The organism is Curtobacterium oceanosedimentum, from assembly GCF_040545555.1.
GTDB lineage: Bacteria > Actinomycetota > Actinomycetes > Actinomycetales > Microbacteriaceae > Curtobacterium.
On the sequence record NZ_JBEPMD010000017.1, the window covers coordinates 37,334 to 63,518 of the forward strand.

Here is a 26,185-nt window from a genome sequence, read left to right on the forward strand (position 1 = left end):
ATGGCGCACAAGGACAAGAGCCTGCAGCACGACATGCAGCACAAGCCGGCGCCGGACGACCCCCGGAAGCCGGACAGCCCGACCGACCTCACGAAGCCGTCGTTCACGTACACGCTGAAGAAGACCCTGCGCGAGTTCACCAGCGACCAGTGCACCGACCTGGCGGCGAGCCTGACGTACTACACGGTGCTCGCGCTCTTCCCCGGTCTGCTGGCGATCGTGTCGATCCTCGGCCTGGTCTCGAACCCGCGGGACACGATCGACACCCTGCTCGACGTCGTCACGAACGTCGGCGGTGGTCAGGTCGCCGAGCTCCTCCGTGACCCGGTCGAGGGGCTCGTGCGTTCGCCCGCGGCGCCGATCACGTTCATCGTCGGTGTGCTCGGTGCCCTGTGGTCCGCGTCGGGCTTCGTCGGCGCCTTCGGCCGTGCGATGAACCGCATCTACAACGTCCGCGAGGGCCGACCGATCTGGAAGCTCCGGCCGACCATGCTCGGCGTCACGGTGTTCACCGTCGTGCTGCTCGTCCTCGGGCTGCTCGTGCTCGTCTCCGGTCCGCTCGCCCGGACGTTCGGCGACGTCATCGGCCTCGGCGACGCCGCCGCGCTCGTGGTCTCGATCGTGCAGTGGCCGATCCTGCTGGCGATCATGATCGTCGTCGTCGCGGTGCTGTACTACTGGGCGCCGAACATCCGCCAGTCCAAGTTCAAGTGGGTGAGCGGCGGCGCGCTGGTCGGCATCACGATCTGGATCATCGCGAGCGTCGGCTTCGGCTTCTACGTCGGGAACTTCTCGAACTACAACGCGACGTACGGCTCCCTCGGTGGCGTCATCGTCTTCCTGCTGTGGATCTGGATCACGAACAACGCGCTGCTCTTCGGTGCGGAGTTCGACGCGGAGCTCGAGCGCGGCCGTCAGCTGCAGGCCGGCATCCGGGCCGAGGAGGACATCCAGCTCCCCGAGCGCGACACCCGCCAGATCGAGAAGCAGGACGAGCAGCACGCCAAGGACGTGCTCGAGGGGATCAAGATCCGTGAGAGCGCGGGGCGCACGAAGGACTGAGCAGGTGGCCGGCCGGTCCTGCACACCCCGCTCGGTGGGCGTCATCGTCCACAGCCGGGAGGCGCGGCACCGGCCCGTCACGCCCGCTCCGTAGGGTGGGACGCATGACCGACACCGCACCCGCCACCGCTGACCGTCCGACCGCACTCGTCACCGGGGCCACCCGCGGCATCGGCCGCGCGATCGCGCTGGAGCTCGGACGCACCCACCACGTCCTGGTCGGTGGCCGCTCCGCCGACGCGGTCGCCGCGCTCGTGGCCGAGCTCCCGAGTGCAGCGCCGTTCGTCGGCGACCTCGGCGCCGGCGACGTGCCGGAGCTACCGGCGTCGCTCGACGTCCTGGTGCACAGCGCCGGGGTCGAGCAGGGCACGCGGATCGCTGACACACCGCGCGACGTGTGGGAGCAGGTGTTCGCCACCAACGTCTTCGCGGTCGCCGAACTGACCCGGTTGGCGCTCCCCGCGCTCCGGGCAGCGCGGGGCATCGTCGTGCCGATCAACAGCGGGTCCGGATTCACCGCCGGCCCCGGAGGCGGCGTGTACGCGGCGTCGAAGTTCGCGCTCCGGGCCTTCGCGGACGCCCTGCGGGAAGAGGAACGGGCGAACGGCGTCCGGGTCTCGAGCGTGCACCCCGGCCGGACCGACTCGGACATGCAGCGGGCGCTGACCGAGAAGCTCGGCGAGGACTACGACACCGCCTACTACCTGGCGCCCGAGGACGTCGCCGCGGCCGTCCGGACCGTGGTCGACCTGCCGGAGCGCGGCACGATCGAGTCGCTCGCGATCCGGCCGACCCGGAAGCGCTGACCCCCCCCGGCTACCGGAGCTCGATCCTCGTCGTCAGCGACAGGCGGTCCAGGAACGTCTCGTCGTGGCTGACCACGACGAGCGCGCCGCGGAACGCCCGGAGTGCATCCACGAGCTGGTCGACGCTCGTCAGGTCGAGGTCGTTCGTCGGCTCGTCGAGCACCAGCAGCTGCGGCGGCGGGTCCGCGAGCACCAGGGTCGCCAACGCCACCCGGAAGCGCTCGCCGCCCGACAGGGAGGCGACCGAGCGGTCGACGGTGTCCCCGCGGACCAGGAGCCGAGCCAGCTGGTTGCGGAGCTCGGCGTCGGCCACGTGCGGGGCCGCCCGACGGAGGTTCGCGAGCACCGTCGCGTCGTCGTCGAGCGAGTCCCGCCGCTGCGGCAGGTACGCGATCCGGTCCGCGTGCGGTGCCGCCGAGGTCTCCGGGAGCGGGTGCTCGCGCGCCTGCGGCACCCCCACGAGCTCGTCGAGCAACGTCGTCTTGCCGACGCCGTTCGCGCCGGTCACCGCGATGCGCTCGGGGCCCTGCACGACGACCGACCGCCCGCGCACGGTGATCGTCGCGATGCGCCGCGACGCCGGGACCTCCGGGTCGGGCAGCGTGACGTGCAACGACTCGTCGTCGCGCAACCGCAGCTCGGCCTCCTGCACCGCGGCCCGCGCCTGCGCCTCGGCCGACCCGTGGGCCGAGCGCAGCCGGCCGGCGGTCTGCTCCGCCTGCTTCCGCTGCTCGTTCGCCAGGATCTTCGGCACGGACCGAGCGGCCTCCCGCCCCGCACGGGCACGGCGGGCGATCTTCGTCTCCGCCTCGATGCGCTGCCGCTGCTCGGTCCGGTGGCGCTGCTCAGCCACCCGGACTTCGCGCTCGACGGCGGCCTGCTGCACGGCGAGGTGCTCCTCGTACGCGCGGTACGTCCCGCCGAACACCGTGGCCGATCCCGAACGCAGCTCGACGGTCTCGTCCACGTGCTCGAGGAGCTCCCGGTCGTGGCTGACGAGCACGAGCGTGCCCGTCCACCGGTCGACGAGCTCGAAGAGCGCCGCACGGGCTGCGCGGTCGAGGTTGTTCGTCGGCTCGTCGAGGAACACGATCGGTGCCCGACGCATCCGGACGCCAGCCACCGCGGTGAGCACCGCCTGCCCGCCGGAGAGCGACGTCACGGGTCGGTCGAGGTCGCTGCCGTGCAGCCCCGGTACGGACGCGAGCGCGGCGGCGGCACGCTCCTCCACGTCCCAGTCGTCGCCCACGGCGTCGAGGTGCTCCTCGGTGGCGTCACCGCCGAGGACGGCCCGCAGTGCGGCGAGCGTCCTGCCGACGCCGAGCAGATCCGCCACGGTGTCACCGGGGCGGGCGTGCAGCCGCTGGGGCAGGTGGTCCACCGGACCGGAGGTGCGGACCGAGCCGGACGTGGGGTGGAGCTGTCCCGTGACGAGCCGGACGAGCGTGGACTTGCCGGCCCCGTTCCTCCCGACCAGGCCGGTGCGGCCGCGTCCGAAGGCGGTGGTGAGGTGGTCGAGCGCGACGGAGCCGTCGGGCCAGGTGAAGGTGAGGTCGTCGAGGACGACGGACGGTGTTGCGGGCATGGGTGTGCCTCCCGGATCGTGAGCTGGGCGCACGACACCGGACCCGCGGCGACCGGAGCGGTCGGCACGCGGCGCGCCCGACGGGGCGCGACGATCACGGTGTCAGCGCGAGGACTGCGCGGTACCGGTGATCGACTGCAAGGCTGCTCGTTCCGTCGGGGACCCCCGTGTCCGCCACCCGTGCTGCCGGTCGGTCTCCCGCCCCGGCGGCCCCGCGTGACGACGAGGTGTCACCCACCGTAGGGGTGACGCCGCTCCTCGGCAAGAGGTGACAGGCTGGGGGCATGCCGGAGAACCTGCTGCCGAACCCGACCGCGAACCCCGCGACCCTGCTGCCGGAGGAGCCCGAGGTGACCGCCGCGCTCGCCGCCGACGCCCCGGTGTCGAGCGTCGTCGTGTCGCACCCGTCCTCGAGCCTGGCGTGGGCGCTCCTCGCCGACGAAGCATGGGCGCGCGGCGCGACCCTGGAGTCCTACGCCTACGCCCGCGTCGGGTATCACCGGGGCCTCGACGCCCTGCGGAAGGCGGGCTGGCGCGGTGCCGGGCCGGTGCCGTGGGCGCACGAGCCGAACCGCGGCGTGCTCCGTGCGCTGTTCGCCCTGCGCCGCGCGGCGTCCGCGATCGAGGAGCCGGGCGAGCCCGAGCGCCTGACGGAGTTCCTCGACGCGTCGGACCCCGAGGCGCTGCGCGCCCTCACCGCGGGGGAGTAGCGCGGCCGCCGCGCGGCCGTGCGCCGCGGCGCTGCGGGCCGCAGCACAACGCGAAGCACCTCGCGCCACGGAAGCCCGTGGCGCGAGGTGCTCCCGGTTGTGCGCGAGCAGGTCGCACCACGGAGCGCCGTGCCCCGCCGCCCGCCGCCCGCGCGGCGCCGGCGGCGCTAGCCCAGCACCACGCTCCACGAGAATGCCTGCGGCCACAGCTGGTGCTCCGGCAGCACGTCGAGCCCGCACGCCCGCGACCCCAGCCCGTGCTGCGCCGCGTCGAGGTACAGGTACGCGTGCTCCGGCGTCGGCAGCTCGTACGGGTGCATCGCCCGACCGAGCTCCTGCGCGGTCCACGGCGAGAGCGTGAAGCCCGCCCGGTGCGCCCCGACGGTCGACACCGTGAGGTCGCCGACCGACAGCGTCCGCAGCCCGGGCCGGTACCCGGTCTCCTGCGGCATCGAGTAGTCCACGGTCAGCGCCCGCACCGGCGCGCTGAACCGTCCGACCCGAGCCGCCCGCGACGAGTCCGCGTACGACTCCGCCGGTCCGGTCCCGAACCACGAGGCATCGTCGTCGAGCAGCGACGCCGGCAGGTCGAACCGCACGCCGATCCGCGGCCAGGTGACGTTCCACGCCCCGAACGGCACCGCGTCGGTCTGCAGCAGCAGTCCGTCGTCGGTCAGGGTCCAGCGGTGCGTGACGTCGACGCCCCACCCGCTGTTCGCCGCGGCGACCCGGACCCGTTGCTCCAGCCCGTGCTCGCTGCGGCTCACGGACACGAGCCGGTGCGTCAACCGGTCGAGCCCGCGTGCACGCCAGCGGACCGCCGACGCGGGAGCGGTGGGGTCGCCGACGCCCTTCGTCAGCACCGGGTCGGCCGTCTCGTAACCGCCCTGCGAGGCCAGGCTGTCGTTGTCCGTCGGCGCCCGCCACAGCTCGAGCCGCGGCCCGGCGACCTCGTGCCCCTTCCAGGACACCAGGTCACCGCGCGCGGTGAAGGTGCCCTCGCCGAGACGGTCGCCGTCCCAGCCCTGCCGGGAGGCCCGGGGCACGTCCGCCGCGCGGCTCGCCACGAGCCGCTGCGTGCGTGCGACGACGTGGCCGGTGTCCGCCCACGCGGTCGGCCCCGCCAGTTCCGCCGTCACGTCGAACCACAGCTCGTCACCGGGGGCCAGCGAGCCGGTGTCCGCGGCGGCCCGAAGGACCTCGTCGGGCACCGGGACGGTCGCCGACTGCCGCGCCGCGACGACGCCCGGGGTGAAGCGGCCGCCGGACTCCTCGACGCCGTTCCGCGACAGGGTCCAGCGGAAGCGCAGCCCCGCGGTCGAGGCGGAGTGGTACCGGTTCTCGACGAGCACGGTGGTGTCCGACACCGAGAACCGGATCGGGGCGACGACGGCCGCGAACTCCGCCAGCCCGGGGGTCGGGGCGTCGTCGGGCAGCACGAGACCGTCCATCACGAAGTTCCCGTCGTGCACGACCTCACCGAAGTCGCCGCCGTACGCGTAGTAGTCCTCACCCGACGCGGTCTGCGCGAGGAGCCCGTGGTCCCGCCACTCCCAGACGAACCCGCCGTGCAGTCGCGGGTACTTGTCGACCAGGTCCTCGTACTCCTGGATCTGCCCCGGTCCGTTGCCCATGGCGTGGACGTACTCGCAGTGCAGGAACGGCTTCGACCGCTGCCGCGCGGCCTCGGCCGGACCGCAGCCGAGCAGCGGGGTCTCCGCGCCGCCGCCGATCGACTCGGTCTCCTGCAGCGTCGGGTACATCCGCGAGTACACGTCGGTGTAGGCGCCGGTGTAGTCGCCCTCGTAGTGCACGGGGCGCTCGTCGTCGCGGTCGTGCACCCACTGCGACATCGCCGCGAGGTTCCGCCCGGTGCCGGACTCGTTGCCGAGCGACCACATCACGATCGACGCGTGGTTCTTGTCGCGCTCGACGGTGCGGGCGATGCGGTCGAGGTACGCCTCGCGCCAGGCCGGGTCGTCGGAGGGGTTCCCGACCCAGTCGGTGAACAGGAAGCCGTGGGTCTCGAGGTCGCACTCCAGGACCACCCAGAACCCGAGCTCGTCGGCCAGGTCGAGCACGCGGGGGTGCGGCGGGTAGTGCGAGGTGCGGATGGCGTTGACGTTGTTCCGCTTCATGAGCGCCATGTCCGCGCGGGCGTGCTCCTCGTCGAAGACGCGACCGCGCACGGGGTGGGTCTCGTGCCGGTTCACGCCGTGGAACACCACGCGCTCGCCGTTCACCAGGAACCGGTCGCCCTCGATCGACACCGTGCGGAAGCCGAGGCGCAGCGAGACGGTCTCGCCGCCCGCACGGCCGCCGGCGTCGGTGCCGGTGGAGACGGTCGCGTCGTACAGCTTCGGGACCTCGGCGCTCCACGGCTCGACGCCCTCGAGCGTGATCGGCGCGACCTCGTCGGCCGACGCCCACGTCACGTCGACGTCGAGCTCCGGCACCCGGAACCGCACCGGGAACGCGGCGTCGAGCGTCGGGAACGTGATCGTCCCGGAGCCGGTCTCCGGCCTTCCGGACGCCGCCGTGCCGGCCGTGGCGGCGTTGCCGATCGTCGCGGTCCAGCCGGCGCGGACGAACACGTCGTCGATCGGCGCGGTCGGTCGGGCGAGCAGGGTGACGCTCCGGAAGATGCCGGGAAGCCACCACTGGTCCTGGTCCTCGAGGTACGAGGCCGCCGACCACTGGTGCACCCGCACGAGCAGCTCGTTCGACCCGGGCACGAGCAGGTCGCTCACGTCGAACTCGGTCGCGAGCCGCGATCCGGTCGACCACCCGACGAGGGAGCCGTTCAGCCACACCCGGAAGTGCGACTCGACCCCGTCGAAGCGGAGCAGCACCCGAGCCGCGCCGTCGAACGTCGAGGGCACCTCGAACGTGCGGCGGTGGTCGCCGGTCGGGTTCTCCTCCGGCGGGTGCGGTGGGTCGATCGGGAACGGGTACTGCAGGTTGGTGTAGCTCGGCGCGCCGTGCCCGTGCAGGACCCAGTGCGACGGCACGGGGAGGCTGCCCCACCCGTCCTCCACCCCCGGGAGCGGGACGTCCGCGACCGGCGACCACCGGAAGTCCCACTCCCCGTCGAGCGACAGGGACGGGGCGTCGGTGTGCAACCAGGCCCGCGGCGCGAGCCGGGTGTCCGAGCCCGGTGCCGTCGAGGCGAGCGCGTCGAGCGCATCGGGCGTGGTGCTGGTGGAGGACGAGTGAGCAGCGATGGTCAACCCTTGACCGATCCTTCCGTGAGGCCCCCGCGCCAGAAGCGCTGCAGGACGATGATCGCGATCACCAGCGGGATCACCGAGACGAGCACGCCGCCGGTGGTGAGCTGGTAGAACTCTGGCAGACGATCGACCTGTGCCCGCCAGTTGTTGAGTCCCAGTGTGATCGGGTAGAGCTTCTGGTCCGCCAGCATGATGAGCGGCAGGAAGAAGTTGTTCCAGATGCCGACCACCTGGAACAGGAACACGGTCACGAGTGCCGGCGTCATCTGACGGAGCACGATCGTGTGGAAGATCCGCAGCTCCCCGGCGCCGTCGATGCGTGCCTGCTCGAGCAGCGCGGTGTCGACCGAGGCCGCCGCGTACACCCGGCACAGGAACAGGCCGAACGGCGAGACGAGGCTCGGGATGAGCACGCTCCAGTAGGTGTCCGTCAGGCCCATGGTCGAGAAGAGCAGGAACAGCGGCAGCGCCGTCGCGGTCCCCGGCACGAGCACGCCGCCGAGGATCGTGCCGAACACGAGCTGGCGCCCGCGGAACTCGTACTTCGCGAGCGCGTACCCGCCGGCAGCGGCGAAGTACGTCGCCAGGACCGCGCCGACACCCGAGTACAGGATGCTGTTCGCGATCCAGCGGACGAAGATGCCGCCGTCGTACGAGAACACCTGCTGGATGTTGCTGAACAGCGCGAACTCGCCGCCGAACCAGAACCCGTTCGTCGCGAACAGGGCGCCGGTGGTCTTCGTCGCTGCGATGACGACCCAGTACAACGGCACGAGGAAGTAGACCGCGACGATGACCAGGATCGCCGTCACGACGATCTGCGAGCGGGGGGAGCGGTCGAGCTTCCGGCGCTGGTGCGCCGTGATCGACGTGGTGTCGACGGGCTCGGCGGCCTGCTTGGTCACCGGTGCCTCGATGGCTTCACTGGTCATGCTTCCGCCCCCTTGCTGTCGGCCTGGAGGCGCGGCGCGGCTCCGGTGGTGGTGCTGCGGTTCGCGACGCCGGTGGCGGGCCGCGACCCGGTGGCGGACGTGCCGCGCGTCTGGAGCGCACGCCGTGCCTCCAGGCCGTCGCGCTTGGCCCGCTTCCGCTGGTCGCGCTCGTTCTTGGGCGCGCGGTTCGTCAGCGCGAGGAACGCGAACGACAGGATGAACGCAGCCAGCGCGATGATCACGGCCTGCGCGCTCGCGACGCCGTACTCGTTGAACGCGAAGGCGTTCGTGTACGCGGCGTAGTTCGGCGTGTACTCGGTGTCGATGGCCGGCGCGACCGTCGACAGGATCTGCGGCTCGGCGAAGAGCTGCAGCGTGCCGATGATCGAGAAGACCGTCGTGAGCACCAGGGCCGGCGCGATGAGCGGGATCTGGATCCGCCACGCCACCTGGAAGGCGTTCGCGCCGTCCATCTTCGCGGCCTCGTAGACCTCGCCGGGGATCGACTTGAGCTGCGCGACGATGATGAGCATGTTGTAGCCCGTGTACGTCCACGTGACGATGTTCGCGATCGACCAGAGCACGCTGTTCGCGCCGAGGAAGTCCGGCTGCAGCCCCATCGACTGCAGCAGCGACACGATCGGCGACAGGCCGGGCACGTAGAGGAACGACCACAGGATCGTCGCGATGACGCCGGGGACGCCGTACGGCATGAAGTAGACCGCGCGGAAGAACGCGGGCCAGCGGGCGCTCGCCGACTCGAGCAGCAGCGCGAGGATCGTGCAGAGGACGATCATCACCGGAACCTGCACGATGCCGAACAGGAGCATGCGCCAGATCGAGCCGACGAACCCGGCGTCGTTCAGGGCGGTGACGTAGTTGTCGAACCCGGCGAAGCGGCCGGTGACACCGTCCTCGCCGAACAGGCCCTCGCGGTCGACGGTGGTGAAGCTCTGGAAGAGCGCGCTGATGATCGGGATGATGAACGTCAGCACGAACAGGGCGAGGAACGGAGCGAGCAGGATCCACGGGGCACGCTTCTGGGCGCTCGTGGCCTTGGTGCTCGTGCGGAAGCCGGATCCGGGCTGCGTGGCGGTCATCGTGCGGTCCTGACGCTGAGGCCCTTGTCCTTGAAGGACTGGACGATCTCCTGCTGGGCGAGCTCGACGGCGTCGGTGAGCTTCAGCCCACCGGTGAGCTTGCGGCGGAACTGGTTCTGCAGGCTGGTGAAGGCCGACTGGGTCACGGGCGACCACGACCACTCCAGGTTCTGCTCCTTGGCCGAGGGGGCGAAGACCTCCTCGTTGTAGTTCTGCCCGGAGAACCACTCGGACGGCTGCTGGCGGGCCCCGCCGATGTAGTCCTTCGCCGGCGACCACCCGATGCCGCAGTACTTGATCATCGCGTCGACGCCCTCCTTCGAGGTGGTCATCCACGTGATGAACTCGAGCGCCTCCTTCGGGTGCTTCGCGTTCGCCAGCACGGCGGCCGTCGAGCCACCGATCGAGCTCGAGCCGTAACCGGTGTCGCCCCACGTCTGCATCGGCGCGACCTTCCACTTGCCCTCGCCGCCCTGCACGGACTGGATGAGGGCGTCGCCCCAGCTCGCGCTCGTGACGGCGGCGATCTTGCCGCTCGCTGCGGCCGCGTACCAGCCGGGGGAGTAGGCGCCGGCGCTGGTGTCGACCAGCTTGTCGTCGATCACCCCGTCGAAGAACTCGGCGACCATCATGGTCTTGTCGTCGGTCATGTCGACGACCCACGCGTCGCCGTCCGTCCTGAACCAGCGCGCGCCGGCCTGCTGCGCGTACGCGGCGAAGGGCGACGCGTCGGCGACCGGGAACACCTCGAGGTAGTTCCCGTTGCCCGTCCCGCGCACCTTGTCGGCGAGGTCGCGCCACTCGTCCCACGTCGTCGGGGGCTGGCCGCCGGCCTGCTCGAGGATCGCGGTCTGGTAGTAGAAGCCCATCGGGCCGGTGTCCTGCGGGATGCCGTAGACGCCGTCGACGAACTCGACCTGCGACCACGCTGCCTCGTCGTACTTCGACTGCACGTCCTTCGCGCCGTACCGGGCGAGGTCGACCAGGCCGTTGGCGAGCATGAACTCCGGGATCTGCCGGAACTCGACCTGCCCGATGTCCGGACCACCCCCGGCCGCGAGCGCGGAGTACATCTTCTGGTACCCGCCCGAGTTGCCCCCGGGGATCCAGTTCGCGGTCACCTGGATGCGCGGGTTCTTCGCGTTCCAGACGTCACAGACCTTCTGCAGGTCCTTGAGCCACGCCCAGTAGGTGATCTGGACGGTCTCGCTCCCGGCGGCCGCGGGGACCAGCGGCGCCCTGTTGACGTTCGTCGACCCGGGCACGGCGCACCCGGCGAGCAACCCCGCCGCAGCTGTTCCGAGTCCGAGTCCGAGCAGGTTCCGTCGGGACAGGACGGTTCTCGATGGGATGGGTGTCATCACGGCTCCGGTTCGTCGTTGAGCGGGGTCGGAGCCAGCAAAGCACAAAACCGAGCGATGCTGTGCATTCCCGCAGTATCCACAGAACGTCGTGACCGAACCGTGGCCCGGCCCGGTCGGTCGCGCGGTCTGCCGACAGTGCGAGCGCTGCTGGCTCCGGTCTCCGCCGCTGGCTGCGTGTTCGCTCCGACCTCCGAACGTGGTCAGTACGGAGCGCGCACCGTGGACGGACGCAGAACACCGAAGCCGCAGGCGGCCCGACAGCGTCGTCGGCGGCACTGATGCAAAGGGGCAGGCGATGACCGATCGCGGGAACAGCACGCACGGACCGGAGCTCGACGACCAGCTCGCGCACGAGGCGCAGAGCATCGTCCAGGGACACGGCAGCAACGCGCACGTCGAGGAGTTCCGGCAGTCGGAACCGGTGCCCGACGACACCGACGACGCCGAGACGGTCACGGCCTCCGGGTACGACGGCGAGCTCGAGGGTTCGCTGCAGGACGACGCCACCGACACGACCGCGGACGGGTCCGGCTCCGATGCCGTCTTCACGACCGAGACCGACGAGGAGGGCGAGCGCTGATGGCCCAGACCACCCGCGAGACCAGCGCCCTGCAGCCCGAGGTCATCCGGGCGCTCCAGACACCGGGCACCTGGACGTGGGCCTACGTCGACGCGTCCGGCAACCGCGAGGACCCACGGCGCATCGCCGCGCTGCAGCGCCGGACCGTCTCCGATGCGCTCGCCGGGCAGGGCTGCTCCGAGCGTGCCGCGCAGATCATCGAGGAGGAGCTCGTCGAGCAGCCCGGTGTCCCCGCACCGGTCGCCCGCTACGTGCTCGTCCGCGACGACGAACTCGTGCTGAGCGAGGTGCTCCCCGGGCACCTGCACGGGCAGGAGTCCGTCGGCACCGGCGCCGTCCCCGACCTGCTGCCCCTGCTCGCACACCGGCCCTTCGACCTGCCGTTCCTGGTCGTCACCGTCGGACGCGAGGGCGGCGGGTTCCGCAGCTACCGACTCGGGCACGCCCCCACCGGCGCCGCCGAGGACGAACAGCGCGTGCAGGGCCGCACCGACACCCTGCACAAGGCGAAGTCCGGCGCCGGGTGGAAGCAGCCGCACTGGCACCAGCACGCCGAGGAGATCTGGAAGCAGACCGCCGGCGAGGTCGCGGCAGCGATCGAGGAGACCGTCCGCGCGACCTCGCCCCGCCTGATCGTGCTCGCCGGGGACATCCGTGCCCGGGAACTCCTGCGCGGCGAGCTCTCCACGTCGACCCGCGCACTGGTCACCGAGGTCGCCGTCGACCCGCGCGCCGACGACGCCTCCGAGAAGGCGCTCGTGCAGCACGTCGACCTCGCGCTCGCCCGGGTCCTGGCGTCGCGGCGGCACGACGTGCAGGACCTGCTCCGCACGCACGAGGGCCGCGGGGACAACGAGAGCGTCAGCGGGCTCGGGTCCGTCGTGTCCGCGCTGCAGCAGGCGCAGGCAGCGGTCGTCGCGCTCGACGCCGGAGCCCTCGGCGACCGGACGCTCCACGCGCTCGACGCCGCACCGTGGGTCGCCACTGCTCCCGAACAGGCGGCCGGTGCCTCGGTGCTCGGGCAGGTACCCGCCGTGTGCGCCCTGGTCCGCGCGATCGTCCTGACCGACGCCGAACTCGTGCTGGTCAACGCCGCGTCGCTGCCGAGCGGTGCCCCGGCGTCCGCGCTCCTGCGCTGGCCCGTCGGCCCCGCGGTCCCCGCCTGACCCGGCCGTCCGTCTCGTAGAACGCAACGTGGGCGGCTCCGCGCAGCGACATCCCGCTGCGAGGAGTCGCTCCCGTTGCGTCTTGCGGGGGTGCGGGCGCGCCGGACCGGACGCGTCAGTCGTGGGAGCGGTCGGTGCGCGGCACGATCGGGAGCGCGAGCAGGGGCAGCGCGGCCACGATCGCGAACGACGCCGCGAAGCCGAGCACCCCGACGAGCGCGCCGACGCCCGGACCGACGGCGCTCGCCGCGATGAACTGCCCCGTGTTCTGCGCCCCGAGCGCCCGGCCCGACCACGCGGGACCCGCCGCCTCGGCGACCGAGGTGTACGCCAGGCCGTTGTCCGCGACCGTGACGCTCGTGGCCACCACGAGGAACACGGCCGCGGCCGCCAGGTGCGACACGTCGACGAGTGCGAGCACGGCCATCACGACCGCAGCCGCGACGGCGACGATCCGCAGCGGCCCGACCCGGGAACCCGCGCGGTCGCTCCAGGCCCCGACGAGGATCCGCCCGACGGCGCCGACGAACTGCGACGCCCCGACCAGGAGCCCCGCTGCCGGCGTCGACCACCCGAGGCCCACCAGCCAGACCAGCCCGTACGTCGAGAGCGTGAACTGCGGCACCACGAGCAGCACCGACACCAGGTGCACGCGCCACAGGAAGCCCGAGGCGCGGTAGGGGTTCACCCGCGCAGCGGCACCGGCGTCGGACCCGCGCGCCGCACGGGGCGGGTCCGCGATGCCGACGGCGCACAGCACGGTGAGCACGGCGCACAGCACGAACGGCAGCACCAGGGCGCTCCGGATGCCGTCCGTCTCGGCGAGCACCGGCACGGTCACCGCGGCGAGCGTCACCCCGAGCGGCTGCGACATCTGTCGGATGCCCATCGCCAGCCCGCGGCGCTCCTTCGGGAACCACCCGACGACGACGCGCCCGCTCGCGGCGTTCGTCGACGCACTCGTCATGCCGGCGGCCAGGAACGCGAACCCGAGCAGCAGCGGGTCTCCGGCCGTGACCCACGCGGCGACGACCGTGAGCGTGGTCAGCGCCAGACCCCCGGCGATCACCACGCGCTCGCCGACCCGGTCGGTCACCGCGCCCCAGGCGATCAGCGTGAGGACGAGGCCGATCGTCGGCGCGGCGGCGAACAGCCCCGCCGACGCGAACGGCATCCCCTGCGCCAGCAGGTGCGGGATGAGCAGCGCCGGCGCGGACACGACGAGGGTCCCTGCGGCCTGCGCGGCGACGCCGAGCGCGAGCATCGTCCACGCCCTGGCGGGGATGACGGCCGGAGCTGCGGTGGAGATCTGCGCGGGCACGGCGGTCCGATCGGGGAGCGGTTGGTGTACCAGGACGGTATACCAACAGCCGTCGATCCGCACTACGCCGGTCCGGGCCGCCTGCGGACGAGCGTCGCGGGAAGTCGCGTGATCGGTCGCTCGACGTACCGGTGGATGAACGGTGCGGTCAGCAACGGCGTCACGACGACCGCCGTGACGAACAGCATCGGTGACCGTGCCGCGTCACCGAGCGCCGAGAGGCCGTCGGCGACCGCAGTGCTGACGAACGGGTGGGTCAAGTAGAGCGTGTAGGACGTGGCCCCCGCGGCTGTCGCCCAACGCGGAACCGAAGCGCCGACCCGGTGTTCCGTCATCACGGTCGGCACGAAGATCAGCGGCACGACGAGCGCGACGACGATGCCGGTCGGATCCGGCCCCACGGCGCGGACCCCGCAGACCAGGACGTGGGCCGATGTCGCTGCGACGAGCACGACCCAGGCGGCCCGACGGTGGGGCCCCGGGGCCGCGATCCGCGCGGTGAGCATCCCGACCGCGAAGGACAGTGTCGACGAGTCTGCGTAGAACCAACCCGCACCGGAGTCCGGCGGTCGGACGGTCGACAGTGCTGCCAGGCCGGCCAGCACGGGCACGCAGAGGCGAACGGGGCTGACCTGCACGGCGAGCGCGATGGCCACCATCAGGTAGAAGACCATCTCGAACTGCAGGGTCCATCCGACGTAGAGGACGGGCTGCACCAGTCCGTTGGCTGCGGTGCTCGGCAGGAACAGGAGGCTTGCGATCAGCCTTGCCGGGGAGACGTCGTCTCCGGATCGGCGCGATCCCACGAGGTCAGCGAGCATCACGAGCATCGTGCACAACCAGTACAGGGGGACGATCCGCACGGCCCGGGCCCACAGGAATCGTCCTGCCGTGCGGATGGGAGCCCTCCCGGGGCGGAGTGGATCCGTCACGCGGATCATGACGAAGCCACTGATCGCGAAGAAGATCTCCACTCCGAGTCGGCCGAGGATCGGGTGTCCGTCAACGCCGATCTGCGAACGGTGCCCAGCAGTGATCAGCGCGTGGTTGACGACGACGAGCAGCGCAGCCACAGCGCGTAGAGCTTGCACGCTTCGGAAGATGTGCGCGACGGCCATGGCCGCACGCTATCGACGGCTACCCCTGAATCAACAACATTCCACATACAAGAGTGGGTGTGCTCCGGTATACCAAAGTGGGTCGATCCGCACTAGGCTGGTCCGCCGTGACCGAGACGACCGAGACCGCCGTGCCCGTGTCGCAGACGAGCCAGCTCTACGACAACCTGCGTGCGGCGATCCTCACCCTCGACATCGCCCCCGGGGAGCGCATCTCGGAGCGCGGACTCGAGGGGCGCTTCCACGCCTCACGGACCCCCGTGCGCGCAGCGTTGTCGCGGCTCGAACGCGAGGGGCTCATCCTCCACGAGGGGCGGACCTGGACGGTCACCCCGATCGACCTCGACGAGATCGCCTCGCTCGCGGAGCTCCGTGGCGTGCTCGAACCCGCCGCCGCGCGCCTCGCCGTCGAGCGTGCCTCGGCCGAGCAGCTCGACGAGGTCCGAGCGCACCTCGACGAGCTCCGGAGCACCCCCGACCGCGAGGCCGGGATCCGCATGGGCTCGACGTTCCACCTCGACCTCGCGGCACTCGGTGGCAACCGCTTCGTCACCGACGCCATCGCCGACGCGCTCACCCGGCTCGAGCGGACACGGTGGATCGAGGTCCGCACCGCCGAGGCGCGCGAGGCCGCGTGGGACGAGCACAGCGCGATCCTCGACGCCGTGCGCTCCGGAGCGGCCGACCGTGCCGCTGAGCTGCTCGCAGCCCACGTCGCCGGGACCAACGACCGTCTGCTCGCGTTCATCGCCCAGGAGCGACGGCGCCTGCGCGGCGCGGGCATGGCGATCGTCGGCAGCCCGGAGCTGCTCGGCGAGGGTGAGCCGGCCCGCACTCAGTCGGACTGACCACCGGGCGCACCGGCCAGCAGGCACCGGCCGCACCCGCCGCCAGGCGCACCGGCCAGGTGGCACCGGACGGACCGACGAGGCGGACCCGAGCCGTGCCTCCTGGCCGGTCAGGCCCTGGTCGTGGGTTCCTCGGACCCGTCGATGCCCTGGGCGGACGACGACGCCCCGTGCTCGGTGTGGTCGAGGAGCGCGTCGCGCACCTCGGCCTCGTCGGTGGTGAGTCGGATGGCGTGCTTGCTGCCGGACCGCGTCTGCTGGGACATCGAGAGTTCCTCCTGTGTGCGTGGGCACCGTCGTGGTGCGCTTCCTCACGGGACGTTCTGAGGTCGCAACAGTCTGCGCCCGCCCGTCCGCGGAACGCAAGGGTGTCGGCCAGCCTGTGGAGGAGTGGGAGCTGGGCCCGTGCCTAGGATGGTCCGGCCGCGCACCGGCGCGGCGGCCGGGGTGGACGTCGGACGGGAGGCACGGCATGAGCGCGCAGCGCACCGCACCTCCCACGGTCTACGACGTCGCGTCCCAGGCCGGCGTCTCCATCGCCACCGTCTCCCGCGTGCTCCGCACGCCCGACGCGGTCCGCGAGGGCACCCGTGACCGGGTGCAGGCGGCGATCCGGAGCCTCGGCTACGTACCGTCCGGCAACGCACGGGCGCTGGCCGGCAAGCGGACCGGCGTCGTCGGTCTGCTGCTGCCCGGGTTCGACGTGGTGCCGGACGAGCGACCCGACCTCGTCACCGACGGGGGCGTCCGCGTGGTCGACGACCGCCGGCACGTCACGCAGCCGTTCTCCTCGAACCTGTACTTCGACGAGGTCCTGCGTGGTGCCGAGACCGAGGCGTGGCAACGGGGACTCGCCCTCATGGTGGCCGCCGGGCGTGGGTCCTCGCGGGACGTCATCGTGAACGACGTCGCGGGCCGCGTCGACGGCCTGGCGGTGCTCGCGCAGACGGTGCCCGACGACCTGCTCGAGCACGTCGCCCGACGCATCCCGGTCGTGGTGCTCGCGGACGACCGGCGCTCGCACGGCTTCGACTCGGTGAGCGTCGACAACGCCGCAGGCATGCGCACGCTGGGGTCGCACGTGATCGGTCGGCTCGGGATCCGGTCGCTGGCGTACCTCGCGGGGCCGATCGACTCCCCGGACGACATGGAGCGGTCGGCGGGCTTCCGGCAGGCGCTCGCCGACCACGGACTGGCGGCGTCGGACGTCCGGGTGGTGCACGGCGACTTCGGGCGTGCTCGCGCTCGCGAGCTCGCATCGGCCCTGTTCGACGGTGCCGAGGTGCCGCGCGCGGTGATCTGCTCGAACGACCAGTCCGCGCTCGGCGTGCTCGACGCCGCCGGGGCGCGGGGGCTGCGGGTGCCCGAGGACGTCGTGGTGACCGGTTTCGACGGCATCGACGCGGGACGGTTCTCGGCGCCGCCCCTGACGACGGTGCACCAGCCGATGGGGGAGCTCGGGCGCGCGGCCGTCCGGGCGATCGTCGACCGGTTCGAGCGGCGCGAGGGGCCTCCGCGGGCCGTGCGGCTGCCGGTCGAGGTGCTGCTGCGCGAGAGCTGCCCGCCCGCGCTCTAGGGGTGGCACCGACGTTCCGCCCCGGCACGGAACCCGGAGGTTGCACACGGCGATGTAAGCGCATACATTGGGCGCAGCACCCACTCGACACGGAGGTCGACCGAGCAATGACGCTTCCCCCACAGCGCACGCGCGGGCACCGCGACCCGCGCCCGGACGGACGGCGGACGCCACCGGCGCCACGCACCCCCACCCGACGCCGCGGCCGCATCGCCGCCGCCATCGCCGGACTCGCCGTCGTGGCCCTCGTGGCCACCGGCTGCAGCGTCCAGGTCCGCTCCCAGCCGGACCCGAGCATCGGCAAGGACACGATGCTCATCAACGCGGACCGCGGCAACCCGCTGTTCGACCGCAACTTCAACCCGTACATCCCGAACGCCCGCACCGCGAGCAAGTGGATGTACGAGCCGCTCATCGAGATCAACCCCCTCGACGGCAAGGGCACCCCGTGGCTCGCGAGCTCGTGGGAGCTCCCGGACGCCCGGACGATCGACATGACGATCCGGAAGGGCGTCGAGTGGTCCGACGGAACGAAGTTCACGCCCGAGGACGTCCTCTTCACGTTCGACCTGCTCAAGAAGTTCCCGGCGATGGACGTCAAGGGCGCCTGGCAGCACATCGACCGCATCGAGCGGAAGGGTGACCACCTCGTCTTCCACCTCAACGGCGACGACGTCCCGAGCCTCAACATCATCGGCGCGACGTACATCCTCCCCGAGCACCACTACGGCGGGGTGAAGGACCCGGTCACCTGGCGCGACCCGAACCCGGTCGGCACCGGCCCGTTCGTCCTCGGCAACTACTCCGACCAGCAGTACTCGATGGACAAGAACCCGACGTACTGGCAGGCCGACAAGATCGCGATCGAGCACCTGGTCCTGCCCGCGACGAACACGCAGCTCGACACCGTCACCCGCGGCTACGACTGGGCGTACTCGTTCATCTCGGACGTCAAGGGCACGTGGGGTGCCGCGTCCGACACGAACCAGTGGTGGTTCCCGGCCGGCGGTGTCACCGGTCTCATCCCGAACCTGACGAAGGCGCCGTACAACGACGTCAACGTGCGCAAGGGCATCTCCTACGCACTCGACCGCGACGGCATCGCCGAGACCGCCTCCGAGGGCAACCTCAGTGCCGCGGGCCAGACCGGCCTGATCCTGCCGAACCAGGAGCAGTACCTCGACCCGTCGATCCCCGACAAGGGGATGATCACGCAGGACACCGACCGGGCCCTCGCCGAGTTCGCGAAGTCCGGCTACGTGCAGCAGGGCGGCAAGCTCGTCAAGGACGGCAAGCAGCTCGAGATCAACCTGATGACCGCGAACGGCTACTCGGACTGGCTCCGTGCCGCGCAGCAGGTGCAGCGCGACCTCGGGAAGATCGGTGTGAAGGTGCAGATCCAGGCACCGCAGCCCGCCGGGTACCAGCAGAACATCAACAACGGCAAGTTCGACATGGCGATGGGCGGCATGGGGAACGGCGACGTGTTCCAGGCCTACAACTCGCTGCTGTCGAGCGACTTCTACCAGCCGGTCGGCAAGTCGACGGTGAACAACTTCGAGCGGTACCGGAACGCCGACACCCAGAAGCTCCTCGACGAGTACCGCGGGACGACCGACCGCGCCGAGCAGCAGCAGATCCTGAACCAGCTGCAGGCCATCGTGTACGACGACCTGCCCGTGATCGGCATGTACTACGGCGGGCTCTGGGGCCTGTTCAGCACCGGCAAGTTCGTCGGGTGGCCGAGCGCGGAGGACCCGTACATGGCGCCGCAGAACTACGACTCCGCACCGCTGCTCATCTTCACGAAGCTCCGACTCCGTGACAGTGAGGCCGGCCGGAAGATCCTCGAGGAGCAGGCCAAGTGAAGTACATCCTGCAGAAACTCGTCCTCTTCGTCCTCACCCTCTGGGCCGCGGTCACGCTGAACTTCGTGCTCCCGCGCCTCATGCCGGGCAGCCCGTCCGACGCGGCGCTCGCGAAGCTCAGCCAGAACGGCCCGGTCACCGACGCCACGAAGAAGGCCATCGAGGCCCAGCTCGGCGTCCCCTCCGGCAACCTCTGGGACCAGTACGTCAGCTACCTGCACCAGGTCGTCACCCTCGACTTCGGCACGAGCTACACGTTCTACCCGCAGCCCGTCGGTGACCTGGTCGGCCGCGCCCTGCCGTACACGCTCGTGCTCGTCGGCACGGTGACGGTCCTGGCGTTCGTCATCGGCACGCTGATCGGTGTCGCGGCGGCGTGGAAGCGCGGCACCTGGCTCGACTCGCTCCCGACGCTCTCGGGCAGCTTCATGTCGACGTTCCCGTACTTCTGGACGGCGCTCCTGCTGCTGTTCTTCCTCGGCTACGTCCTGCACTGGTTCCCGACGACCGGGGCGTCGTCCGCGACGAGCATCCCGGGCTGGAACGGCACGTACATCGGCGACGTCCTGCGGCACGCGATCCTGCCGGCGGTGACGATCCTGGTGACGAGCCTCGGCGGCTGGATCATCGGCATGCGCAACGCGATGATCAACACGCTGGGCGACGACTACGTGACCTTCGCCGAGGCGAACGGCCTCCGTGGTCGCACGGTCGCCGTCCGGTACGCCGCGCGGAACGCGATCCTGCCGAACCTGACCGGCTTCGGCCTGGCGCTCGGTGGCGTGGTCGGTGGCTCGGTGCTGGTCGAGCAGGTGTTCGGCTACCCGGGCATCGGCTACCTGCTGTTCAACGCCGTGATCGGGCAGGACTACCCGCTCATGCAGGCCCTCTTCCTGATGATCACCGTGTCGGTGCTCATCGCCAACTTCATCGTGGACGTCCTGTACGGCGTCCTGGACCCGAGGACGCGCCGATGACCAACACGCGCACACCCAACGAGACCGTCGCCGTACGGACCCAAGACGAGCAACAGCAGAACAACGACCAGCAAGCCCCCTCCAAGTGGCGCGCCGCCGCACGCCAGTTCGGCGTCGTCTGGAGCAACACGAAGGCCCGCATCGGCCTGTGCATCCTCGGCTTCTTCGTCCTCGTGGCGATCGCCGCCCCGCTCCTCGCCCCGTACGGCGGCAGCCAGAACGGCTTCGAGCGGAACGCCGACGCCAGCTGGGCGCACTGGATGGGCACCACCGCCGCCGGCGAGGACGTCCTCTCCCAGCTCATCTACGGCGCCCGGGTCTCCGTGCTCGTCGGCGCGGTCGCGGGCCTCCTGTCCACGCTCGTCGCCGTCGCGATCGGCCTGAGCTGGGGCTACATCCGCGGCTGGGTCGCCGAGGTCATCGGCTTCATCGTGAACCTGTTCCTCGTCATCCCCGGCCTGCCGCTCATGATCGTCATCGCGGCCTACCTGCAGAACGGCGGCATCGCGGTGATCATCGCCGTGATCGTCGTCACCGGCTGGGCCTGGGGTGCACGCGTGCTCCGCAGCCAGACACAGTCGCTCCGCAGCCGCGACTTCGTCACCGCCGCACAGTTCTCCGGCGACGGCGCGACGCGCATCGTGTTCCGCGAGATCCTGCCGAACATGACGTCCCTGATCGTCGGCAGCTTCTTCGGTGCCGCGACGAGCGCGATCCTCGCCGAGGCGGGCCTCGAGTTCCTCGGACTCGGCGACTCGTCGATCGTCAGCTGGGGCACGATCCTCTACTGGGCGCAGAACTCGAACGCGCTGCTCACCGGTCAGTGGATCCTGCTGTTCGCCCCGGGTCTCTGCATCGCCCTGCTGGCGATGAGCCTCACCCTGATCAACTTCGGCGTCGACGCCGTGTCCAATCCGCGGCTGCGCGAGGGCGCGCGCCGCAAGAAGGAGGCAGCAGCATGAGCGGCCAGACACCCGACGTGACCGGCGACGGCCTGGAGGCCCGTGGCGGCACCGCCACGCGCCTCCCGTCCGACGGCACCCAGGCCGACGTCCTGCTCGACGTCCGCGACCTGTCCGTCGTCTACGAGTCGGCCGGCCAGACGGCCGTCCAGGCCGTCGACCACGTCTCGTTCAGCCTGCGCAAGGGGGAGTTCGTCGGCCTGGTCGGGGAGTCCGGCTCGGGCAAGTCGACCCTCGGCTACGCGCTCACCCGGCTGCAGAAGCCGCCGGCGCGCACCAACGGCGGCAGCATCGTCTTCGGCGGTGCCGACATCCGTGACCTCGACGACGAAGCCCTGCGCCGACAGCGCCAGGGTGGCTTCGCGATGGTGCTGCAGTCGGGCATGAACGCGCTCAACCCGGTGCGCACGGTCCGCAACCACTTCGTCGACGTCTTCAGGGCGCACGGCCACGTACCGCGTGAGCGCTGGGACGCCCGGATGCGGGAGCTGATCGGCAAGGTCAAGCTGCCCGAGACGATGCTCGCGCGGTACCCGGGCGAGCTCTCCGGCGGCATGCGGCAGCGCGTCTCGATCGCCCTCGCGCTGTCGCTCGAGCCGCAGCTCATGGTGTTCGACGAGCCGACTACGGCCCTCGACGTCCTCGTGCAGCACGCGGTGATGGACACGATCATCGAACTGCAGCGCTCCGAGGGCTTCACGGCGATCCTCATCAGCCACGACCTCGGCATCGTCCTCGAGGCCACCGAGCGCGTGCTCGTCATGCACGAGGGGCGGATCGTCGAGGACGGCCGCTCGCTCGAGGTCCTCCGCGACCCGCAGGACGACTACACGAAGATGCTGCTGTCGCACTACGCGGACCCGCGTGCTTCGGTGGTGAGCCTGCCCGGCTTCCCGGACCGGTCGCTCCGCTCGTCCGAGGGCGCGACACGACAGGAGACCACGTCCTCGTTCAGCACCGTCGGGTCCCGCGAGCGCAGCGCCGCCCGCAACCCGATCGTCGTCGACCACCTCGTCAAGACGTACCCGGCGCCCCGCCGCGGCGAGCAGCCCGTTCAGGCCGTCCGCGACGTGTCGTTCACGCTCGAGCCGGGGCAGTCGCTCGCCCTCGTCGGCCAGTCCGGCTCGGGCAAGTCGACCATCGCGAAGATGCTCACCGGCGTCGAGCAGCCGACCTCGGGCACGGTGCGGTTCGGTGACACGGACGTGGCCAAGCTCGGGCGGCGGGGGCTCAAGGACCTGCGCTCCGAGGTGCAGATGGTGTTCCAGGATCCGTACGCGGCGCTCAACCCACTGCACACGGTCGAGTACATCCTCTCCCGGCCGATCGCGAACTACACCGGACTCCGCGGACGTGATGCCCGGCGCCGGATGCTCGAGATCCTCGAGACCGTGGGCCTGACGCCCGTCGAGCAGTTCGCGCAGAAGCTCCCGCACCAGCTCTCCGGTGGGCAGCGGCAGCGCGTGGTCATCGCCCGGGCGCTCGCGAGCGACCCGCAGGTGATCATCGCCGACGAGCCCGTCTCGATGCTCGACGTCACGCTGCGGGCCGGCGTGCTCGCGCTGCTCGAGGACCTGCGCGAGCAGTGGGGCGTCTCGCTCCTCTACATCACGCACGACCTGCTGAGCGCGCGGCTCATCACCGACGACATCATGGTGCTGCACGACGGCGCCGTGGTCGAGCGGGGCCGGACGGCCGAGGTGCTGCAGCACCCGCAGGACGACTACACGGTCGCGCTGCTGGACGCGGTGCCGAACCCGCGGCGGACACTGCTCGCATGACCACCGTGCACGAGTTCCCGTCCGTCCCGGCCTTCGGGCACCTCCCCACGCCCGAGGGCGTCGACGTCGTCGGGATCGACCTGCCCGTCGGGCGGCTCACCGCCTACCGGGTGGTCCCGTCCGGACCGTCGAAGGGCGTCGTGCTCGTCGTCCCCGGGTACACCGGCTCGAAGGAGGACTGGCGCACCTTCATGCCGCTCCTGCGCGAGGCCGGCTGGACCGCCGTCGCGATCAGCCGCCGGGGCCAGGCGGACTCCGCGGCGCCCGGCACCCCCTCGGAGTACTCGCTCGACGCAGAGGCTGCCGACGTCGTCCGGGTCGCGGCGCTGCTCGACGACGGCGCGCCCGTGCACCTGATCGGGCACTCGCTCGGCGGCGTGATCGCCCGGGCAGCAGCCATCGCGTCGCCGCACGCGTTCCGCAGCGTCGTGCAGTTCTGCTCCGGCCCGTACGGCTGGCCCTACCGCAAGGTCACCGAGCTGACGATCCTGCACGACACCGGCGGCAACCTCCGCCAGCTGTTCGACGCGACGAACCCCCTCTGGGCCGGGCGTCCGGACGAGGACCTCCCCGACGACGTCCGGATGGTCCGCGACCGCTTCGACGCGACGAGCCCCCTGAGCGTCGTCGCCGGCGGGCACGTCCTCGAGGACCACACCGACTCGTCCGCCGAGCTCCGCGCGACCGGGCTGCCGGTCCTCGTGGCGCACGGCGAGTGGGACGGTGCCTGGCCGATCCCGTGGCAGCGGCAGATGGCCGAGGACACCGGCGCCCGCTACGAGGTCGTCCCCACGAGCTACCACGGCCCCCACGTCGAGAACCCCGCCGCGACCATCGCGCTCTTCGACGACTTCCTCGGCCGGCACGCCCCGGCTCGCACCTGAAAGGCTCCATCATCACCACGCTGCAGTTCCCCGACGGCTTCCTCTGGGGTGCCGCCACCGCCGCCCACCAGATCGAGGGCAACAACGTCAACTCGAACTGGTGGGTGCACGAGCACGAATCCGACACCACCATCGTCGAACCCTCCGGCGACGCCGCGGACAGCTACCACCGGTACCGCGAGGACATCCGCATCGCCGCCGACCTCGGCCTGAACTCCTACCGGTTCAGCATCGAGTGGGCACGCATCGAGCCCGAGCGCGGATCCGTCTCCCGCGCCGAGGTCGACCACTACCGCCGCATGGTCGAGGCCTGCCACGAGGCCGGCATCGAACCGATCGTCACCCTGATGCACTTCACCGTGCCGCGCTGGTTCGAGCGCGACGGCTTCTGGCGCGCCGACGACGCCGCCGACCTGTTCGCCCGGTACACCGAGGCCGCGCTCCCGGTCGTGCAGGACGGCGTCCGCTACGTCTGCACGATCAACGAGCCGAACATCGCGGCGATGCTCGCGGGCGGCGAGGACGCCGCCAACCTGGTGGCCTACGGCCTGCCGAACCCGGACCTGCACGTGGCGGACCAGCTGCTCGCGTCACACCGGCGCTCCCGCGAGGTCCTGTCCCAGGTCCCCGGGCTGCAGTCCGGCTGGACCATCGCGACGCAGGCGTTCCGCGCGAACGGCGAGCCCGGCTCCGAGGAGATGCTCCGCGAGTACGGCTACCCGCGCGACGACTGGTACCTCGAGCAGGCCGCCGGCGACGACTTCCTCGGCGTGCAGGCGTACACCCGCACGTTCATCGGTGCCTCCGGCCCGGTGCCGGTCGCTGACGATGTCGAGACGACCCTCACCGGGTGGGAGTTCTACCCGGAGGCGTCGGCCGACGGGCTCCGCAGCGCGTGGGAGCTCTCCGGCCACGTGCCGCTGATGATCACCGAGAACGGCATCGCCACCGCCGACGACTCCCGCAGGGTCGCGTACACCCAGGGCGCCCTCGAGGGGATCCACCGCTGCATCGAGGACGGCATCGAGGTCCTCGGCTACCAGCACTGGTCCCTCCTCGACAACTACGAGTGGGCGTCCGGCTACCGCCCGACGTTCGGGCTCGTCGCGTGGGACCGTGAGACCTTCGCGCGCACGCCGAAGGACTCGGCCCGGTGGTACGGGAAGGTCGCGCAGGCGAACGCGCTCGAGACCCGTCGCGACTGACGCGACCCCCTTCCGGTCTGGCGGCTCGTGGCGATGCCGCCACGAGCCTCCAGTCCGTTCTGTGGTTGCTGCCCCTCCGTCGTGGAGCAGCAACCGTCGAGTCCGGCCGACGCTGCCGACAGTTCCTGCTCCACCGACGTGGTACGCGGCGCCGGGGGGGATCGTCAGCGGGTCGCCTCGTCGCTCGAGGGGTCGTCGGCCACGTACGCCTCGCCGATCGCGTGCGCGTCGAACCAGGCGAGCAGCACCTCCTCCGCCTTGCGCGACCCGCGCTCGCGGGCGATGTCGAGCGCCGTCCGCCCCTCGGCGTCGAGCACCGTGACGTCCGCGCCGCGTTCGATGAGTGCCTCGGTCGTACCACGCCGGTCGAACCAGGCAGCGGCGTGCAGCGGGGCGAAGCCCCAGCGTGGGTCGACCTCGTCCATGCCGGTCGGGTCCGCGCCGAACCCGTCGAGCTCGAGCGAGAGCCCACCGACGTCCCCGTGACCCGCAGCGCGCACCGCGGGGGCGGCCCACTCGAGCCAGCCGTCCGGCACCGGGCCGTGCCAGCCGTGGGTGGGGCGTGCCTCCAGGTCGGACCACGCCGACTCGGCGACGGGGCGGACCTCGATCACGACGTCACGGAAGTGCACGGCGAGCTCACCGGTGGGGGAGAGCAGCAGGCGGAGCTCCCAGACGTCGGCGTCGACGTGGGCGATCTCACCGCGGGAGACCTGCACGTCGCCGGCGAGGACCGCGAGCGGTGCGGTGTCCGCGGGCTCGAGCACCGCGCGGTGGAACTCGAGCGTCACACGGGCGTGGTTCCAGCGGCGCCAGAGGCCGTCCGGGGTGTCGAGGACCTCGTCGGTCCGGACCACGAGGACGGACCGGACGGTGTGGGTCGGCGCCTCGTCGATGCCGGCGGTGTCCGGGGTGCCGGTCGGGGTCGTGGTCTCGGTCTCGTGCCACGCGGCGATGCGGGCCTCGTTCCACGTCACGGACGCGAGGGCCGCGACGGACGGGGGCGCGTCGGTGACCAGGCGGGCGAGGTGCTCGGCGTAGCCCTCGACGTCCTCGAGGGAGACGTACCCGACCCCGGGCCAGCCCACTCGACTCCATCGCACGGGATCG

At 71.5% G+C, this 26,185-nt stretch carries 21 protein-coding genes and 1 pseudogene; 13 read left to right on the top strand and 9 right to left on the bottom strand.

What is annotated here, in order from left to right:
* Positions 1 to 1,062 (top strand): YihY/virulence factor BrkB family protein, encoded by a 1,062-nt coding sequence (locus ABIC52_RS14835; protein ID WP_354027682.1) that lies wholly within the window; start codon positions 1 to 3, stop codon positions 1,060 to 1,062.
* 104 nt (positions 1,063 to 1,166) lie between these two features.
* Complete coding sequence (locus tag ABIC52_RS14840; RefSeq protein WP_126892620.1) at positions 1,167 to 1,868, top strand: SDR family oxidoreductase; 702 nt, start codon at positions 1,167 to 1,169, stop codon at positions 1,866 to 1,868.
* A 10-nt stretch (positions 1,869 to 1,878) separates the two neighbouring features.
* Here the strand turns inward: ABIC52_RS14840 and ABIC52_RS14845 are convergent, their stop codons facing one another.
* On the bottom strand, positions 1,879 to 3,453 hold the full coding sequence (locus ABIC52_RS14845) for an ABC-F family ATP-binding cassette domain-containing protein (protein ID WP_354027683.1): 1,575 nt from the start codon (positions 3,451 to 3,453) through the stop codon (positions 1,879 to 1,881).
* Positions 3,454 to 3,737: 284 nt separating this feature from the next.
* On the opposite strand from ABIC52_RS14845, the gene ABIC52_RS14850 reads away from it, so the two are divergent.
* Entirely contained in the window at positions 3,738 to 4,163 is a 426-nt protein-coding gene (locus ABIC52_RS14850) for a DUF3151 domain-containing protein (RefSeq protein WP_354027684.1), read from the top strand.
* Positions 4,164 to 4,330: 167 nt separating this feature from the next.
* On the opposite strand, the gene ABIC52_RS14855 is transcribed toward ABIC52_RS14850, so the two are convergent.
* The 4 genes and pseudogenes from ABIC52_RS14855 to ABIC52_RS14870 form a co-directional block, all read right to left on the bottom strand.
* Complete coding sequence (locus tag ABIC52_RS14855; RefSeq protein ID WP_435526081.1) at positions 4,331 to 7,387, bottom strand: glycoside hydrolase family 2 TIM barrel-domain containing protein; 3,057 nt, start codon at positions 7,385 to 7,387, stop codon at positions 4,331 to 4,333.
* A 2-nt stretch (positions 7,388 to 7,389) separates the two neighbouring features.
* Positions 7,390 to 8,298, bottom strand: a complete 909-nt coding sequence (locus tag ABIC52_RS14860; protein WP_209676590.1) for a carbohydrate ABC transporter permease — start codon at positions 8,296 to 8,298, stop codon at positions 7,390 to 7,392.
* A gap of 209 nt (positions 8,299 to 8,507) precedes the next feature.
* A pseudogene (locus ABIC52_RS14865) lies at positions 8,508 to 9,425 on the bottom strand (carbohydrate ABC transporter permease); the annotation flags it as partial.
* Complete coding sequence (locus tag ABIC52_RS14870) at positions 9,422 to 10,786, bottom strand: ABC transporter substrate-binding protein (RefSeq protein WP_209824619.1); 1,365 nt, start codon at positions 10,784 to 10,786, stop codon at positions 9,422 to 9,424. The pseudogene ABIC52_RS14865 and the gene ABIC52_RS14870, both read right to left, overlap by 4 nt.
* A 298-nt stretch (positions 10,787 to 11,084) precedes the next feature.
* Between ABIC52_RS14870 and ABIC52_RS14875 the strand changes: the two genes are divergently transcribed.
* Together ABIC52_RS14875 and ABIC52_RS14880 are read left to right on the top strand one after the other, a co-directional pair.
* Positions 11,085 to 11,369, top strand: a complete 285-nt coding sequence (locus ABIC52_RS14875; protein ID WP_209676376.1) for a hypothetical protein — start codon at positions 11,085 to 11,087, stop codon at positions 11,367 to 11,369.
* Positions 11,369 to 12,535, top strand: coding sequence for a baeRF2 domain-containing protein (locus tag ABIC52_RS14880; RefSeq protein ID WP_126891502.1), 1,167 nt, complete (start codon positions 11,369 to 11,371; stop codon positions 12,533 to 12,535). The genes ABIC52_RS14875 and ABIC52_RS14880 overlap by 1 nt, the downstream gene beginning before the upstream one ends.
* Before the next feature lie 115 nt (positions 12,536 to 12,650).
* On the opposite strand, the gene ABIC52_RS14885 is transcribed toward ABIC52_RS14880, so the two are convergent.
* Positions 12,651 to 13,799 carry an MFS transporter gene (locus tag ABIC52_RS14885; RefSeq protein WP_126891509.1) on the bottom strand — a complete coding sequence of 383 codons (1,149 nt, stop codon included), beginning with the start codon at positions 13,797 to 13,799 and terminating at the stop codon, positions 12,651 to 12,653.
* A 119-nt stretch (positions 13,800 to 13,918) separates the two neighbouring features.
* Positions 13,919 to 14,974 (bottom strand): acyltransferase family protein, encoded by a 1,056-nt coding sequence (locus ABIC52_RS14890; protein WP_126891501.1) that lies wholly within the window; start codon positions 14,972 to 14,974, stop codon positions 13,919 to 13,921.
* A gap of 107 nt (positions 14,975 to 15,081) precedes the next feature.
* Between ABIC52_RS14890 and ABIC52_RS14895 the strand changes: the two genes are divergently transcribed.
* Positions 15,082 to 15,822 carry a GntR family transcriptional regulator gene (locus tag ABIC52_RS14895; protein ID WP_238638159.1) on the top strand — a complete coding sequence of 247 codons (741 nt, stop codon included), beginning with the start codon at positions 15,082 to 15,084 and terminating at the stop codon, positions 15,820 to 15,822.
* Between the two features lie 110 nt (positions 15,823 to 15,932).
* Here the strand turns inward: ABIC52_RS14895 and ABIC52_RS14900 are convergent, their stop codons facing one another.
* Complete coding sequence (locus tag ABIC52_RS14900; RefSeq protein ID WP_153257437.1) at positions 15,933 to 16,088, bottom strand: hypothetical protein; 156 nt, start codon at positions 16,086 to 16,088, stop codon at positions 15,933 to 15,935.
* A gap of 206 nt (positions 16,089 to 16,294) precedes the next feature.
* Here ABIC52_RS14900 and ABIC52_RS14905 point away from each other — a divergent pair, with 206 nt between their 5' ends.
* The 7 genes from ABIC52_RS14905 to ABIC52_RS14935 all read left to right on the top strand — a co-directional run bounded on the left by ABIC52_RS14905 (position 16,295) and on the right by ABIC52_RS14935 (position 25,075).
* A complete protein-coding gene (locus ABIC52_RS14905) occupies positions 16,295 to 17,398 on the top strand; it encodes a LacI family DNA-binding transcriptional regulator (RefSeq protein ID WP_354027685.1) in 1,104 nt (367 codons plus the stop codon).
* Positions 17,399 to 17,505: 107 nt separating this feature from the next.
* Positions 17,506 to 19,266: an ABC transporter substrate-binding protein gene (locus ABIC52_RS14910; protein ID WP_354027686.1), complete on the top strand. Its 1,761-nt coding sequence runs from the start codon at positions 17,506 to 17,508 to the stop codon at positions 19,264 to 19,266.
* Positions 19,263 to 20,243 carry an ABC transporter permease gene (locus ABIC52_RS14915; RefSeq protein WP_209676386.1) on the top strand — a complete coding sequence of 327 codons (981 nt, stop codon included), beginning with the start codon at positions 19,263 to 19,265 and terminating at the stop codon, positions 20,241 to 20,243. Before ABIC52_RS14910 ends, ABIC52_RS14915 begins: the two co-directional genes overlap by 4 nt.
* Entirely contained in the window at positions 20,240 to 21,205 is a 966-nt protein-coding gene (locus tag ABIC52_RS14920) for an ABC transporter permease (protein ID WP_209824623.1), read from the top strand. The genes ABIC52_RS14915 and ABIC52_RS14920 overlap by 4 nt, the downstream gene beginning before the upstream one ends.
* Entirely contained in the window at positions 21,202 to 22,986 is a 1,785-nt protein-coding gene (locus tag ABIC52_RS14925) for an ABC transporter ATP-binding protein (protein ID WP_354027687.1), read from the top strand. Before ABIC52_RS14920 ends, ABIC52_RS14925 begins: the two co-directional genes overlap by 4 nt.
* Positions 22,983 to 23,870 (top strand): alpha/beta fold hydrolase, encoded by an 888-nt coding sequence (locus ABIC52_RS14930; protein ID WP_354027688.1) that lies wholly within the window; start codon positions 22,983 to 22,985, stop codon positions 23,868 to 23,870. Before ABIC52_RS14925 ends, ABIC52_RS14930 begins: the two co-directional genes overlap by 4 nt.
* Before the next feature lie 8 nt (positions 23,871 to 23,878).
* A complete protein-coding gene (locus tag ABIC52_RS14935) occupies positions 23,879 to 25,075 on the top strand; it encodes a glycoside hydrolase family 1 protein (protein WP_126891505.1) in 1,197 nt (398 codons plus the stop codon).
* A gap of 164 nt (positions 25,076 to 25,239) precedes the next feature.
* Here the strand turns inward: ABIC52_RS14935 and ABIC52_RS14940 are convergent, their stop codons facing one another.
* Positions 25,240 to 26,178, bottom strand: coding sequence for an ankyrin repeat domain-containing protein (locus ABIC52_RS14940; RefSeq protein ID WP_354027689.1), 939 nt, complete (start codon positions 26,176 to 26,178; stop codon positions 25,240 to 25,242).
* Positions 26,179 to 26,185: the final 7 nt, after the last annotated feature.